Genomic DNA, 15968 nt, shown 5'->3' on the forward strand with positions numbered 1-15968 from the left:
GGAAACAGCCAGTTCACTTTGAGTGTTTCACTTTAAACCCGCAGCCCCCTGAGCTAGAGATTAGAGTTTTCTCAGCCCAAATTTAGGGGGAATTCAGTTCAGTCGAGTTTGATGAAAAATGCTAGCTTTAGGCTCCATCGAGAGATGTTCGGGCTTACAGCCTTTTCCAGCGTTACTTGATATAGCAGATTCAGGTCAATCCCTTGCTCCATCAGGCCTAGCTCAAGAGCCTGCGTGAAGTCGGGAAAAGCTGTATCGATAACTGTCCTTTTTTAACTGTCCTTTTTGGGGTGATTTCTTCTTATGATGGTGCCTAGCCCCTTGGGATCCGATCTGGCTCTTCAGCCGCCTCGAGAGTCAGCCCAGAACTATGAGGTCGGTGGGGCCGGAGTGGTGCGCCGGATGGGATCCCCTGCGGCTAGCCTGTTGTGTCGGTTTTCCTTGCCCAGACCTTATCGGCTGTATCGCTTCTTGAGCCACCTGGAAGATTTGGTGGGGGCTGTACGGGATGAGCGGGAACGTTTGAGATTGGCAGCGGTGTTGGTGCGTCATCTGCTGGCGGAATCTGCTTGGATAGCCGAGAGTTGTCCGCTGCCGGATCCAGCTTTGGGCTGGGCGGTTTCATTTCTTTACGATGAGCCCGCTTATCCATTTACGGTGCAGTTGGTTTCTTGGTTGCCCGGTCAGGGATCCCCGGTACACAACCATGCCACTTGGGGGATTGTGGCGTTGCTGGGGGATCCAGCACAAGATGGCTATGAAGAAAACACTCTCTGGCGGCAGACGAAGCAGGGCGGGGTGGAAAAAACCGGGATCCTCACCCTCAAGCCAGGAGATTTGATCGGGTTGACATCGGAAGCCATTCACAGTGTGCAGGCGGTGGATCCCGTGGGTCAGGGTCGCCCCACCCTCACGTTGAATGTGTATGGCGAAACAGACTTCAGCCAGCGCTACGAATATGACCCGACGGATCCCTCCCCGAGTTCAGCCAAGTTGTTTTGACGGCAATATCAAGTTTTGGGCCGAGCGAATCTGCGACACGATCAAGTTTTCCAGATTGTAGCCGTAGCGATAGATCTGCCGATAGGGTTTATCATCCCCAGGCTTGCTTTTTGGCTAATCGGCGGGTAGACCGCAGGTCGTTCCTAGCCCCGCGCTCTACCTGTAGCCTGCTTCCCGAAGGGTAAGGTGTTGGCGTAGCCTGGGAGTAGTTCACCAAGGCATAAATCCTTTTTCCGGGTTAACCTCCTTTGGAGAGATTCATCAAAGAGTTTCAATCAAAGAGATTCATCTGTAGACTCAACGGAACTGCGGGAAATCTTGAAGGAAATATCCAACGCCCAAAAGGTGATCCCCAAAGACAAAACCCCCAGCACTCCTGCCAACGGATTGCCCCCAACTCCTGTGACCCATTCCGGGGCTCTGCCTGTATAGTCTACCCAATTGAGATTATTCACCCAGGTGATGCCCCACACCCAGCCAGCATGAAGTCCTAGGCTGAGGCCCAGTTTGTTGTGTGTCCAACGACGGGCTTGAACCAGCAGTAATCCCATCAACCCCAACCCCGGAAACTGTGGCCAAGTGGCCAGAATCTCCGGCAGCGGCTTGAGAAAATGAGCGATGGCAAATATCAGGCTGGATCCCCAGGAGGCAAAAGCCATTCCATAATCCAGCGTCATTTCCTCCAGCATCCAACCGCGAAAAAATAGCTCCTCCACCAGCGCCACGGCAAAACCCAGGAGTAACCCCAGCAGACTGTAGCCCAGCAGGGAGCCCCAACCAACTGGCCTCCAGGTCAGCCACCCAAACCCCCCTTCCACGGCAAAGAGCAGCAGCAGCCCCCCGCACCCCGTCACTAGGCCCTGTAGGATCCGGCCCTGGCAAGCCCAACTGCGATCCAGACCATAGGTGGCAAATCCACGGGATCCCCGCCACTCACCCCATAGCCAGATCCAGCCCAGCAACAGGCCGTACAGAGGCAGCCATAGGTAGTCGCGCCCACCGGGAAAGAGCCACCAGCCCACCCCGACAAACGGTAACCACCCCAGAGCCAGGATCCCCAGAAAATACAGCAGCCGCCCAGGAAAAGGGCTGGCACTCAGTCGAGGGAACATCAGGCTCAGCGTTCCGGTTCAATCGAACTGGTCAGGCCATGCTGGCGTAGCTGTTCACAATAAAACTCGGCGTGCTCTTGGGGCACCACAATCACCACGGCCATGCCATTGTTGTGGGCTTCTAGCATGATCTCCGTAGCTTGGGGTGGCATCATTGCCGGAATCACTTGTACCAAAACTCCCACCACATATTCCATGGTGTTGAAGTCGTCGTTGTGCAGCAGCACCCGGTACATGGGCATGTGCTTTGGGGTGACAGAGGGTTTAACCAGAGTCTCCGTAGGCACGAGGATCACTCCTTAAGGTGACGACAACAAGGTGACAAAGCGTAATGAAATTTTAGCCTTCTCAGCCCCCAGCGTGGGGTTCAAAAAGAAACAGCGCCCAGAGGACAAACCCCCTATAGAGGGGATCCCCAAGTTCCATCCACAGCGCCACGCCCAAGGAGTTCTTTAGGTATTTAGGCATTAAACAAACGCTAACCAAGCTTTCACCTGCTCACAACCTCAGTACAGGCACAAAAATGCTTGACTAAGGGCGATTGGTTTTTGTTGCGGATCCCTTTACATTTTGCCTGCGTCGCTGAGGTTGGTCTTATGAGTCCCCTGCATTCCCGTCGCTTTTTCCTGCAACTGATGATGTTTGGGGGTGGGGCAGCCGCTCTAGCCGCCTGCGGAGGCAGTTCCAGTTCTTCGGTTGCCCCATTGGGTGAGCCCGGTTTTCCGCAGGGGGTGTTCGCCGGGGATCCGACAGCTCAAGGGGCGGTGCTCTCGACGCGGGTGATCCCTGCCGGTGCGGTGGATAGCGTATCGGTCACTTTGCAGATTGCCGATAATCCTGATTTTGCCTCGATTGTGCAGCAGATTCCACTGAGTGCCCGCCGCACTGCCGGGAGTAACTATCGCAACGAGCCCGGAGATTACATCGCCCGCGTTGTGGTACAGGGGTTACCGCCTGCCCAAACGTTCTACTACCGCTTTGTCAGTGCCGATGGCTTTACTAGCCCCGTGGGGCAGTTCCGGACGCTACCGGAGGCTGGGGATGGACGGGCCATTCGCTTTATGCACATCAGTTGTGCCAATGAGCCACCGTTCCCGATTGGGGCTGCCATGTTGGCGGAAGTGGGCCGAGGAGACATTGACTTTATTTCCTTCAACGGGGATACCGTCTATGCCGACCGTTTCTGGCTGGGGCTAGATCCAACGGGGAACTTAGATTTTTACCGCAGCCTCTACCGTGACCAACGGGATCCCAACTATGCGGGGCCCGAGTTCCCGCAGCTGTTTGGCCGCACTTCTTTTGTGATCAACTGGGATGACCATGAGGTGATCGACAACTACAGCGGCCAGAAGGATCGGGGTGGCCCTGCGGTGCAGTTGGACGACACCACCGGGCAAACCCGCGATGTGGAAGACTTGAAAGTATTGGGGTACCAAGCCTTCTTTGAGTACAACCCCATTACTCCTAGCCTCACGGATGTGGGAGGTGTGAATGCTCGGGATCGGGTGTTTCGCAGCTTCCGCTATGGGGCCAATGCGGAGGTGTTCATCCCCGATTTACGCCAATACCGGGATTTGGCGGTGGTCACTCCGATTTTGCCCATTTTGCCCCCCGGACTGACCCGGCAGCAATTTTTGGCTCTCTCCGGTATTAGCCTTACCCCCGAACAGGAGGCCCTCTTCTTTGGTCCACCGGGATCCGAAGAAGCGCTCTTTAACCTGCTGCGTCGTACCCCGCGCACTCTGTTGGGTGGCCCGCAAAAGCAATGGTTGCTGAATGGCCTACGCAACTCCACTGCTACCTACAAATTCATCGTCAGCCAGTTCCCGATTACTGTCACCTATTTCCGCTCCAACGATGTCTGGGAGGGCTACTGGCTGGAACGGCAGGAGGTACTGGACTTTATTGAGGCTAACAACATCCGCAACGTGGTGTTCTTAACGGGGAATAACCATGCCGGCTTCATTGGGCAAGTTAATCCCGGTAGTGATAACCCGATTTGGGAAGTATGGGCTGGTCCTACCGGGCGCAGTGTCACTGCCCTCAGTATTGATGAGTTGGGCAATCAATTGGGGATCCCCAACGCCAGCCGCATCTATTACGGTATTGTCAATGGCTTTCTGGCCCCGGTGAACCCTAGTAATCCGCAAATCAGTGGCATCCCGGGGGTAACCACCAGTAATCTACGCTTTCTGGAACTGGCGGTGCCCAATTATCACACCATTGAGGTTTCTGGCAGCCAGTGTACCATCCAGATCAAAGGCCCGACCGGCAGTGTCTTGACGGATCCCTTCGGTCGACGTGGAGAGTTAATTTTGCCTCAATAAAAGCTGGACTGGTTCACAGAAAATTTATAGTTTTAGCCAGCCCATTCTGATCAGAATCCAGAGATCCTTGTTGTGCTTTGGGATCCCTGTTTTTTGTGATCTAGATCATTCTGATGATCCCATGCCTCAGTGTTAAAGTATAAAAGTCATCAGGAAGAGAGCTGATCACTTGATTCAGATGGCTGCGGCTTGGGAAAGAACTTTTGGGGTGGAGAAAGGGGAGAGATAGCTTCTGTTGAACTTCAGTGGTTCTGAATACAGTTAAAGCTCAAACCTTTTCCGAGATGAGGTGATTTGTTGAAGAGTAGCGTTCCCGTTGAAAGATGGGATCCCTGTTGCCAACTCAATTCTTTTTTCTTCTTTAAGGAGTGTGGTCTTATGTCTTCTCTGCGTAGCTGGTTAGTGGTCGGTGTGGTAGCAGCGGCTTCTGTAGTGGGTGGAGCTGAGGCTTGGGCCCAAAGTCGTAACCTGTGGCTGCTCCATGGGCAATCGACGGTGACGACGGGCTATTTCTATTCGGGTGAGAACATTTGGGCGGAGTGTGATGTGGATTGCTACGACGTCGATTTGGTTCTCTATGATGCCAACGGTCGGGTGGTGGATGCCGATGAGCTGCGCGATGATTACCCGATCGTGCAGGCCCCCTATGAGGGCAACTTTTCCGTCAAGGTGATCATGTACAATTGCACCCATGCCGCCGGTTGTGGTGTCAGTATGGATTCTGATTACGGATTTTAGGCTGCCTGACTGGCAGAGTGGGCTTTGGCCTGGGTGAATTTGCTCAGGCCATGTACGGTTTTTTCCCAGTAAAAAGGTTTGGTAAACAGTTGCCAAAGAGCCATATAGGCAGCCATGGAGTGTAGCTGCCAATAGATGGGGTTGAGGAGAGCGTAGAGAGCTAAGTCGTAATAGCCACGCCGGAACACCGCGATCAAATTGAGATAAATGCCAATGGCATTGCCCAGGATCAGATTAAACAAGCCAATATAAATTAGCCAACTGGGAAACAGATTTTGTAGCCAACTGGCACGGGTGAACCACCAATATAAAAACATCAGCCACATGATCGGGCTGGTGAGGAAGGTAACGAAGGTGCCGCCGATGAAGAATTGGTAGGAGAGCCAGTTTTTCAGGCCCAGTTTGCGCAGAGAACGCAGTGGGTGGCGATTGTGTACCAACCATGTTTGCATGTAACCCTTGATCCAGCGGGAGCGTTGCCGAATCCAGTTTTTGGTGGCGCAGTTGGCCTCTTCGTAGGTGGTGGAGTTGATCACGCCGACGGTATAGCCGTGCTGGCTGGCCCGAATGCCCAAGTCCGCATCTTCGGTAACATTAAAGGGATCCCATCCTTCTAGTTCCCGCAGGCGATCGGTACGGAAATGGTTGCTGGTTCCTCCAAGCGGGATGGGTACTTTTAGGGTTTCGAGGCCTGGCAAGAGATAGTCAAACCAATAGGAGTATTCTAGGGTGAACATGCGTGTCAGGAAGTTCTCTTCACGGTTGAAATAGTTGAGGGCTGCTTGCACGCACACCAGACTAGGATCCCCTTTGCGGAAGGCAATCACCGCTTTTTTTAGTTGATCTGGATCAGGAATATCTTCAGCATCATAAATGGTTAGATAATCACCACGGGCAAAGGCAAGACCATAATTACAGGCTTTGGGTTTAGTCTTGGGATGGCTTTCCGGTACTCGGATTAAACGAACAAAGTTAGGGGGGTTAGCAGCGCGGGCAGCATCAATGGTAACTTGATCTTTTTCCTCCAGCAGGATCAAAACATCCAACTTCTCGTGCGGGTAATTTAGCTTAGACAGAGATCCAATCAAAATCGGCATCACCTCCGGCTCGTTGTAAACCGGCACCAACACCGTGTAGATGGGCAAACTGCGGTCATCCACAGCGGCCACTTCCGCATCGGTAATTTGATGGAATTGGTCGGCGGATCCCGCCAAGCTGAGGATCAATTTGTAAAGAATGGAGCCGATGTAAAATACGTTGATCAACAACACCAACAGGGTGAGGGTACTCCAGGGAGCTATAGTCAGGCCCCATACTAAGGCCAACACTAGCCCATAGCCCACCAGAATTTGCGGCGGGGTAAACACCCGCGAGGCGGATTCTTCCGGTAGGCGGGCCAACAACCTGAACACGGCATCTTGGCTGAACTTGGAACCATGGGTTTGATCCAACAGTTGGGTGATATCCGCTTCGGTGCCCAAGACTTTCTCGATGCGCAGGCCAGGCCGCAGGGTGTAAATGGCCTCATCTACTACCAGATCGAGCGGATCCTGCACCATCACCATCAAGGTGTCGCTATCCGCCCAAGCAAGCGGATAAAAGAGGTGGCGCATCATACTCTGGGGATCAAAGCGTTGGCTCAGGGTTTTATCGATGTAAAGCAGCCCAGAACCGATCAGGTCTGACAACACCGGATAGCCCAACAACTGGGTGATCATGCCCAGGTAGTCTTTCGGGTCAAGGTAATTGAGGCGGGTTAACACCTGTCCCAGGCTGGATCCCGTGCGCCGACGAATGTTTTGCACCGCCTGCCATTGTTCTAGCGTTAGCTTGCTACCCAAAAAATCCGCAACCAGTTTGCGCTCCACGAGCACCGAGAGAATCTGCTTTTCGGTGGCGGGGATCTCGTGAATCGCGGCATCGGGCCAGAGACGTTGCACACTTCGCCGCACCATCGGGTGGCCCAGTTCTTCGGTGGCTACCACCAAGGTATTGGCATTGGCCCAACCACAGAGTAAAAAACGCACCGGCACCAGATCCACCGCCTCCACCAACCAAAGCAACTCTGGGTCGAGAGGATGCTGTTTTAGCCAATCCCACAAGGTGGGCCGATTCGTAATACGGGCACAGAGCCTTACAAATTTGGAAGGATGCATCCACCCCAAACTCCAGAAGGCACGGGGCAGAGAACAAAAGGCCCGTTGTTGATATTCTCGTGCTTCTGCCAGTTGCTCAGCGGTGAAATACCCGGTGCGGATTAGCCAGGATTCTATGAGCAGCATGGCAAAACTTGGCGTGACAGAACGAATCATGAACCAGAGATCCTCAGTCTTGGGGTGGGGGGGTGGGCACCTCTGGCAGACGGGCTAGGCGTCGGTAGAGGCTCCAGGCAACTCCTGCCCCCAGGAGCGCCACCGCAATCACCAGCAAGAACCGATATCGCCACAATAGTAGCCGCCAGTCCAGGCGGTCTGGGTAGCGCACTTGATAGGTTTGGCCACTCAGATCCCAGCTTTGTACCTGGGTCAGATCGGGGGCTGCGGCATAGGCAGTGACCACATTCCCCTGCATTTGGCTGGCCAAAAGAGTACGGGGATCCGCAAGAGAACGGCTCAACCGCTCGGCTAGGGTCGGATTGGATCCCCACCAGGAGAGCCAGAGGGTGGGTTTGCCCCCGAGCAAAAAGTATTGCAGCAGGCCCAGTTCATCTTCCGGTTGAACGGCTAGCACTGCCTGTTGATTGAGGGGGTTAAGGATCTCAAACTGGGATCCCAGACGAATCGGGGTGTTGAGATCCACTTGTTCCGGCCCAGCCACGATCAATCCCCAGGCGGCATCCCCCAGTGGAGAGCGGGATACCGGCTCAGACAACAGTTGTAGGGTGGGTAGCAGCGGCTGAGGAGACAACCGACTCAGGGCTCCCAGTAGATACGCGGCACTGGCGAGCAGGTCGGGATCCCCCAGAAACAGTTGGCCGGATCCCTCCAGAAGGGCGGGAATTTCCTGCAGCTCCCCAACCGGGGCCTCATACCCACTCCAACTGAAGGCAGAGCTATCTCCCCGTAGCTGTAGGGTCAATGGGGTCAGGGCTCCCCTACAACTGCCTTGGCTGGGAGCATAATCGAAGCGCAGCTCTAGGGTATTGGCACGGCGCAACAACCCGGAGGGCAGCCGAAGGCTTTCATTCAGTTGGGTACGCCCCGTCAGGTTGTAGGTTTGCAGCAATACTCCATTCAAAAATACCAAGCCATTTAGCCGATCCCCAAGCCGACCCTCAACTGATGTCATGACGGCGTTGAGTTGCAAGGCTAGATCCCGCGGTCGGCCACCCAACTGAGCCAGATCGAAGTTCAACAACAAAGATTGGGTGCCAATGCCGCGCAGGGTGGGATCCCCAAACCCCAATTGCCGGAGGCTGCGGCGGCTGCCCAAAGGTATGGGTGCGCTGGCGGGTGCCGAGTTAAGTGGGACAGACCCGCTCAGGAGACCAGGACGCCCCCACTCAGCAGCCAAGGCCCGGATCGCCTCTGGACTGGCTGCCACCCGCAAGGTGGATCCCTGACGCTGAAGCTGTGGAGCGAAGTCAGGTGACTCCAAAACCACCCGTGGACCACTGCCGGAACCCTTCGTCCAGAGGATCGGGGTTTCAGGAAACTGATGGGCAAGCAGGCTGTAGAGCCAAAGGGCAGCTTGGGCAGATTCTGGACTGAGATCAGCGGGCACTACCAAGCTAAGCTGGTTGTAGAGGGGGCGAAAAAAATCGGCTACCGTGCTTTCGGGGATACGGGGCACCACCTGAAAGAAGCTATCGCGTCCTACAATCAAGAACAGGTTTCCGGTGTTGATGTCCTGACAAATATCTCCGCTGATGGTCAAGAATGGTTGCACCGACAGGTTAATGAAGCGCTCCCCAGGAGGCAAATCTGGGATTGGCACCTGCACAACCGGGTTGGCCCGCAACTGCCCAATGGAGAACACTCTCACCGGCTCCCGGTTGATCAAAACCCGCACCGTGGATTCCGGATCCAACACTGGCGACGGATCCAAGCGCAACTGCACAAAGCTGGCAGAGGGGTCGAGCCCTCCAATGGGGGCAGGGATGCCGAGATTGAATTCCGGGCTAGCTCCCTGCAGGACAACAGAGCGGCTATACCCCAATGTTTGCAAAGAAATCGTTTCTTCCCTCTGAGCTGTGGCTGGCAAGGCTCCCCAACAGGTTAAACCTGCCGCCAGCAGACCCCAGTATTGCCAGTGATATGCCACGGTCACCTATCCTTCCTGCAAAATCCCACTGCTGACCTCACCCCAGATGGGATCCCTTAGCGGGCATAGTCATCCTGAAAGCGAACAATGTCGTCTTCTCCCAGGTATTGGCCATTTTGCACCTCGATCAGAACCAAGGGGATGGTGCCGGGGTTCTCCAGACGGTGCCGGGTGCAGGGAGGAATATAGGTGGATTGGTTGGAGGTGAGCAGCACCACTTCATCGCCGCAGGTGACACGGGCCGTGCCCAGTACAACAATCCAGTGTTCGCTGCGGTGATAGTGCATCTGCAGGCTGAGACGATGGCCTGGCTTGACTTCAAGACGCTTGATTTTGTACATGGGGCCTTCCTCCAAAACCAGAAATGCTCCCCAGGGGCGAATCTCAGCTTTGGGAGCAGTGGAGGGCAAAAGTTCTAAAGTTGGGGTGGAAGGTTCACTCAAGGCTTGCAGCATCGTCGTATCCTTTCAAGATCTTCATTCACAGGTCAGGCTCTGATCTGCCCCATTCTCACCTTCGGGCTTAGAGGACACAATTGAAGATCCTGCTGAATTAACCTAAGCAGAAAGTCGTAGGAAAACTTACCTGGCTTGGGGTGCTAGCTTGGCCTTGTACAGTGACAGCTCCCAGTGGGCCCAATTCCCCGCAAAGTAACTTGGCATGTCAGTTAACTCTTAAAACTGTTAACCATTGAAACAATTTGATGTTGATTCTGTGCTTAAGTTTTTTCAGTTTGCAACAAAGAAATGCTAGTAACAAAACTTAAAACTTTCTTTACCTTTTTTGGGGCGCTTGGGATCCCGTTTGTGTTGCTCACTCTGGTTTTGGTGGGCCTGGAATGGGCTTGGGGCTGGGTGAGCTTGGAGGATCAATTTTTGGGCTACAAGGGATCCGTGGCGGCAGTGGGGCCGGATCCCCGCTTGTCGGTGGTAGGGATCAGTTTTCCGCCCCTGTTGGTATTGGGGACAGCGCTGCTGGGATCCCCGTTGCTGTTGCGCATTGCGCTGGGATCCCTGCTGTTGCTGTGGGGGTGGCGACAGTTGGCCCAACTACCGGTGGGGGTGGGGTGGCGCTGGCTGTGGGGGATGTTGATAGCATTGCAGCCCAGCTTTGGCTTGATGCTGTTGCGTAGCCCTGGCTGGATCGCGACGGCGGGGTTACTGGGGGTGAATATGACGTTGTTGTTGCCCCTAAGCCGCGTGGGCAAGGTGAAAAAGGATGCAGAAGTGGATCCGGGAACGGGATCCCCCGCCCTGTCCACACCAGAGATTGTTGGTCAAAGTCAGCGACCATTGCCGCTCACCTTACGCTTGGTGCTCTTGGGTCTGTGTCTGGCGCCGTTGATGCTATTGCGGTGGGAAAGCTGGTGGCTGTTGATTTGGGTGGACTTGCTGGTGCTGTTGGCCTTTTGGCGAGAGTCTTGGGGGTTTCGGGGCACGGCAGTTTTGGTGGTCAGCTTTATGAGCCTGGCGTTGATCCTGGGCTGGTTGTACATGAATGGGCTGGCGGTTGGGGATCCCTGGGCCTTTGTCTATCAACCCAGCAGTGGGCTGCGGCTGCCGCAACTGCAAGCGTGGCTGATCTCGGCAGGGGGATGGGATAGCCTGGCACAGGCTGGGATTTGGCTGTTGGTGGTGGTGCCTGCCTATCTGATTGTGGGGGTAGGAACGATGGTGCAATGGATAGGTGGGCGCTGGGTTTGGGCGCTGGGCTGGGCCTGTCCGGTGGTGCTGCTGGTGGCTTCTTTGGGGCAGGGGCTGTTTGTGCCGGAGCTGAGCCGCTTCGGAGTGTTTTGGATGCTGATGCCTCTGCTCTTGGGATCCTACCTGCAGGTGGGGCGGGGTGGGTGGGGGCAGCGATTGGGGATAACGGCCGCCTTGCTACTGAGCTTGCTTACCAGCGGTTATGTTCTCACCCACGGAACTTTGATCCCTGAAGAACAAGATCTGTGGCAGCGGCTGCAAGCCAGCTCCCGTCCACCGAGCCAGCTTGTGCAACAGTGGCAAACGCAGCGACAAGAACAACGGCAGGTGGGGCAGTATTTGCTTCAACATCTGCTCCCTGGGCAGCGGGTACTTGTGGATGATGCCCTGCATTTCGAAGCGATCTTTTGGGCCGGGGATCCCCGCCTGTTCATTACGCCCCATCAGCACGAGTTTTCCATTGCCCTGCAACAACCCCAGGAGCAGGTGGATTACCTCTTGCTGGCGGGGCTGGAGGATCCCTTACGGTCGTCGGATCGGCTGCTACAATTTTGGCCGGAACTCAACTTTGGCTCTTTGCCGGAGTTTGTGGAGGTCTATGGATCCCCACAGGTACGGCTGTTGGCGCGTTAGTCTGGGCAGGTGTTATGAGAGTGGGGCGGCGGCGGTTTTTACAAGTGGGGGGATCCTTGGCGGTGGCGGCCTTGGGAACCTTTCTGATGGCTAGAAGAAAGAGTGGGTCGAGAAAAGATTTGAGTTCTGTTGCTTGGCAAGTGGGTATTGGCGAGGATCCCGGTCGGTTTATTTGGGAAATCGAGTCGAGTCCGGAAGTAGCAGCGGTGGCCCAGGCATGGGATCCCCATTTTTTGAGTGGCTGGCTGAACAGTTTCGATCACAAAACGGGGGATTTGTCATTTTGGCGAGACTGGCATCGGGCCGGATGGCTATCGGAGTGGTTTGAGCAGGGCTATAGCCTGCATGTGATCACCTGGGAAGACGACACCATCCTCCCCTGCGGGGAGTACCACCTCTCGGAACAATTTGTGGAGGATGTCAGAGAGTTGGCGGGCTACATCGCCCAGGCGAACCCCCACGGGATCCGCACCGATTGGAGCTTGGCCACTGAGTTTTCCTACTGGCGCTTGCCTGCCGATACCTACAATGCCGATACTGCCCCCTACTACCAAGCCCTGATGCAGAACCTCCTGCGGGCCCGCAGAGCTATCAAAGATCGGCTGCCAGAAGCTCAGGTTGCCCTCTGCTGGGGCGGCTGGATCGCCACCTTTGATGAGCCGGAACGGGGAGCCGGACGCAGCATGGTGGATCCCTTCGCCGAGATGATGAGCCAAATGGATGGGATCGCCTTCCAGTCGATGCGCCAGCGCCGACCGGGAGAATTTAACCCCGAGTTAAATGGCCCGGATCCCGGCAATCCAGAACAAATCCGCCTCTGTTGCCAGTTGTTTTCACCGATCCACCCCAACTTGATGCTGGCTCACTACGAACCGGCCATTAAAGACAAGCACCCCAGTGGTGGGCGAGCGGACACGGTGCAAGGGGATTTTCAGCTCATGAGCCAATCCGACTGGCTTACGGAAGTCATGCGCTTAGGGCTGAGGCGAATGTCGTTGATGCACTACGGCCTTTACAAAGGGGATCCCTTCGGGGCACTCACAGCAGCTCGCCAGTTTCGCACTCAGATAGCGGGTGATTAGGTTTTGGCAGGATCTCTGGAGGCCCAATCCTCAAAGGGCTTTCGGCAGCGTTCTCAGCCCAATGCCACACTCAATGCCACAATAGAAAGCCCTTCTTTGGCCCGCCCATGACTGTCCCCTCTCTTTCCCATTCTCCATCTCAGGCCAAACCAGGAGACATCCTCTCGCTACAGATCACCGGGCTAACCCCCCAAGGAGACGGCATTGGCCACACCGACGGCCCCGGAGAGGGGCAGGTGATCTTCGTCTCCCAAGGGATCCCTGGGGATCTTGTGGATGTGCAGGTGATCGAAGCTAGACGCAATTACCTGATTGGGCGGATCCAATCGGTTCAGGTTCCTTCCCCAGAGCGGGTACGACCGGCCTGTATTGTGGCGGATAAATGCGGCGGCTGTCAGTGGCAGCATGTGAGCTACGCCATGCAGTTGGCCACCAAACAGCAGATCTTGACCGATGCCCTCCAACGCATTGGAGGGATCCCTCTGCCCGAACCGGTGCCCATTTTGGGATCCCCGCAACCGCTTCGCTACCGCAACAAAGTCACCTATCCCATCGCCAAATCGGAAGGCCAACCGTTGCGCATGGGCTACTACCAAACCGGCAGCCACCGCCTAGTCAACCTCAACCAATGTCCTGTCCAGGACGAACGGCTGGATGTGTTCCTCAGGGACATCAAGTGGGATCTGCAGGAAACAGGTTGGAGTGTCTACGAGGAAGGTCGGCATCAAGGACACCTGCGCCATTTGGGTTTGCGCATCGGTCGTCGGACCCGCGAGGTGCTGCTGACGTTGGTGAGCTGCAGTCGTCGGCTTCCCCAGTTGGAAACTTGGGCACAGCAGTGGCTGGATCGCTATCCCGACTTGGTGGGGGTTTGCCTCAATCTCAACCCCGCTCGTACCAATGCCATTTTTGGCCCGCAAACCGAAGTGATTGCCGGTCGGGGTGCCCTGCGGGAAGAATTTGCCGGGTTGTCCCTCTGGATCGACAGCACTTCTTTCTTTCAGGTGAATACCGAGCAAGCGGAAGCCTTTTTTACTTGGATTGCCGATCAACTGAACCTACAAGGGCAAGAAACCATCCTCGATGCCTACTGCGGTATTGGCACCTTCACTTTGTTATTGGCGCAACGGGCCAAACGGGTGATGGGGGTGGAATCTTTACCAGAAGCTGTACTCCAGGCTCGCCACAACGCCCAATTCAACGGCATGACCTCGGCGCAATTTTTTGAGGGCACCGTCGAACAGGTACTGCCCACCTTGCCACCCGCCGACATTGTGGTGCTGGATCCCCCTCGGCGGGGCTGTGATCGCCAAGTGCTGGATACCTTATTGCTTCGACATCCCCAACGGCTCGTCTACATCAGTTGTCATCCGGCCACGCTAGCCCGTGACCTGCAGATTCTCCTTGCAGAGGGATCCTATCGACTGACCCAATGGCGGGCGGCCGACTTTTTTCCCCAAACAGGGCATGTGGAGGGGGTTGCCTTTTTGGAGCGGGCATGAAGCGACCCACAAATACTTGAAACTGGCTCTCTCCGTTTGCCGTACGGAATCCTTAGCAAGACAAAAGCAACATCAACAGCTACCGGAAAAGTTCTCGCTCACAGACTGAGCACACCCCACCCCACCCCAAAATAGATTTCTAAAGAAACCCGTATTGTTTGTGTCAGGCGATCGTTCTAAGGGGTTGACAACTTATACTTTTTCCCTACAGATGTCTTTCCTCTAGAGATAATTTATGATACACCATATCTGCGTGAGGAGAGTTAGATTCCATGAGCAGATGCTCCAATGCGGATTTTACGGCTCTTGAGCGGGTTTCCTACAACAATGCTTGCCTCTCTAACAGAGTTTAGAAGAGGACTCTGGCAAGGGTGCCCTCGCGTAGCGAGATGTACCCTATGCAAGGTGACTGGCGTTGCCCTGTGGGCTGCTACAGGCGAACACGCTAGCGTGCCCTTGGCGTAAAGGACTGTACTTAGGGTTCTCCATGTCAAGAACCTTGCCCTGCCAAAACCAAATCTATCACCCACCATTAACTCATGCAAAAAAAGGAAGTTTTGAATGGCTAAAATTCTGGTCACTGGCGGTGCCGGGATGATTGGCTCTAACCTTGTTAAACGGTTGGTGGCTGAAGACCACGATGTTTTTGTGGTGGATAACCTCTGGAGAGGCAAGATAGATCATCTAAAAAACGAGGCGGGGAAATTCGTAATTCCCTTAGAAGAAAGGTTCTTCCTGCGTGATCTCGCCATCCCAGAAATAATCGACGGTCTTGTCGGTCAAGTTGAGTACGTCATTCACTTGGCTGATATTGTGGCAGGCATAGACTATGTTTTTGCCCATCAGGGAGAAATTTTCAGAAAAAACATTGTTATAAACTCAAATGTGATTCACTCAATCAGGAAGAATCGCAGATCCATAAAAGGATTTATCTATACCGGCACGGCCTGTAGCTTCCCATCGTCCTTACAGAAGGATATCGAATCAAGGCCTCTACGGGAGGAAGACCTATACCCCGCGCAGCCTGAGTCTGCCTATGGATGGAGCAAGTTGATTGGCAACTATGAGACAGAGCTATTGGAAAAAGAAACTCAAATTCCCTGCTCGATCCTCATGCTACACAATGTCTATGGAACCCCCTGTGATATTGGCCCACGTCGGCAAGTCATCCCATCCTTGATCACCAAAGCCATCCGGTTTCCAAGAGAACCCTTTATCGTTTGGGGCAGTGGATCCCAAGGTAGAGCCTTTGTCCATGTTGATGATGTTGTAGATGCGATTGTGCTGACTTTAGAAAAAGGCCTAGGGCGAGGGACAATCCAAATCGGGCCATCCTCCTGCACCACCATTCAAGCGCTGGCTGAAATGATTGTCAGCATTTCTGGCAAAGACATTAAGATTATCTACGACACTACACAACCGGAGGGAGATAGGGCGCGCAGAGCTGACTATCGCAAAGCCAGAGACATTTTAGGCTGGGATCCGAAAATTCCTCTCCGGCAAGGGCTTGAGGATCAATATCGATGGATTGAGCAGCACATGAAACGACGACAATGGGTGATTCCTCTCATGTACAAACTGGCTTCGTAAGGGGAGCTGAGATTTG

12 protein-coding genes are annotated in these 15968 nt (G+C 54.7%); 7 read left to right on the plus strand and 5 right to left on the minus strand.

Going from position 1 to position 15968, the window contains the following annotated elements; genetic code table 11:
- The first annotated feature begins 303 nt into the window (after nt 1-303).
- Entirely contained in the window at nt 304-1002 is a 699-nt protein-coding gene (locus L1047_RS02845) for a cupin (RefSeq protein WP_235277231.1), read from the plus strand.
- A 275-nt stretch (nt 1003-1277) separates the two neighbouring features.
- Here L1047_RS02845 and L1047_RS02850 read toward each other — a convergent pair whose 3' ends face one another.
- Together L1047_RS02850 and clpS are read right to left on the minus strand one after the other, a co-directional pair.
- Nucleotides 1278-2114 (minus strand): type II CAAX endopeptidase family protein, encoded by an 837-nt coding sequence (locus L1047_RS02850; protein WP_235277233.1) that lies wholly within the window; start codon nt 2112-2114, stop codon nt 1278-1280.
- A gap of 5 nt (nt 2115-2119) precedes the next feature.
- The gene (gene clpS, locus L1047_RS02855) at nt 2120-2401 is read right to left on the minus strand and encodes an ATP-dependent Clp protease adapter ClpS (protein WP_235277235.1); all 282 of its coding nucleotides are present in this window, start codon (nt 2399-2401) and stop codon (nt 2120-2122) included.
- Nucleotides 2402-2710: 309 nt separating this feature from the next.
- Here clpS and L1047_RS02860 point away from each other — a divergent pair, with 309 nt between their 5' ends.
- Nucleotides 2711-4441, plus strand: coding sequence for an alkaline phosphatase D family protein (locus tag L1047_RS02860; RefSeq protein WP_235277237.1), 1731 nt, complete (start codon nt 2711-2713; stop codon nt 4439-4441).
- Between the two features lie 378 nt (nt 4442-4819).
- Nucleotides 4820-5179, plus strand: a complete 360-nt coding sequence (locus tag L1047_RS02865; protein WP_235277238.1) for a hypothetical protein — start codon at nt 4820-4822, stop codon at nt 5177-5179.
- Here L1047_RS02865 and L1047_RS02870 read toward each other — a convergent pair.
- From L1047_RS02870 to L1047_RS02880, 3 genes are read right to left on the minus strand one after another with little or no spacing between them, the layout of a single operon-like run.
- Nucleotides 5176-7491, minus strand: coding sequence for a glycosyltransferase (locus L1047_RS02870; RefSeq protein ID WP_235277239.1), 2316 nt, complete (start codon nt 7489-7491; stop codon nt 5176-5178). The genes L1047_RS02865 and L1047_RS02870 overlap by 4 nt on opposite strands.
- Nucleotides 7492-7504: 13 nt before the next feature.
- Nucleotides 7505-9448 carry a cellulose biosynthesis cyclic di-GMP-binding regulatory protein BcsB gene (locus L1047_RS02875; protein WP_235277240.1) on the minus strand — a complete coding sequence of 648 codons (1944 nt, stop codon included), beginning with the start codon at nt 9446-9448 and terminating at the stop codon, nt 7505-7507.
- A 50-nt stretch (nt 9449-9498) separates the two neighbouring features.
- Nucleotides 9499-9897: a phosphomannose isomerase type II C-terminal cupin domain gene (locus L1047_RS02880; RefSeq protein ID WP_235277241.1), complete on the minus strand. Its 399-nt coding sequence runs from the start codon at nt 9895-9897 to the stop codon at nt 9499-9501.
- A 291-nt stretch (nt 9898-10188) separates the two neighbouring features.
- On the opposite strand from L1047_RS02880, the gene L1047_RS02885 reads away from it, so the two are divergent.
- The 4 genes from L1047_RS02885 (at nt 10189) to L1047_RS02900 (ending at nt 15952) form a co-directional block, all read left to right on the plus strand.
- Nucleotides 10189-11778: a hypothetical protein gene (locus tag L1047_RS02885; protein WP_235277242.1), complete on the plus strand. Its 1590-nt coding sequence runs from the start codon at nt 10189-10191 to the stop codon at nt 11776-11778.
- Nucleotides 11779-11792: 14 nt separating this feature from the next.
- On the plus strand, nt 11793-12860 hold the full coding sequence (locus L1047_RS02890; protein WP_235277244.1) for a hypothetical protein: 1068 nt from the start codon (nt 11793-11795) through the stop codon (nt 12858-12860).
- A gap of 107 nt (nt 12861-12967) precedes the next feature.
- Nucleotides 12968-14362 (plus strand): 23S rRNA (uracil(1939)-C(5))-methyltransferase RlmD, encoded by a 1395-nt coding sequence (rlmD, locus tag L1047_RS02895; protein ID WP_235277246.1) that lies wholly within the window; start codon nt 12968-12970, stop codon nt 14360-14362.
- 561 nt (nt 14363-14923) lie between these two features.
- Nucleotides 14924-15952, plus strand: a complete 1029-nt coding sequence (locus L1047_RS02900; protein WP_235277248.1) for an NAD-dependent epimerase/dehydratase family protein — start codon at nt 14924-14926, stop codon at nt 15950-15952.
- Nucleotides 15953-15968 lie beyond the last annotated feature (16 nt).

This window comes from Synechococcus sp. Nb3U1 (assembly GCF_021533835.1).
Classification (GTDB): Bacteria; Cyanobacteriota; Cyanobacteriia; order Thermostichales; family Thermostichaceae; genus Thermostichus.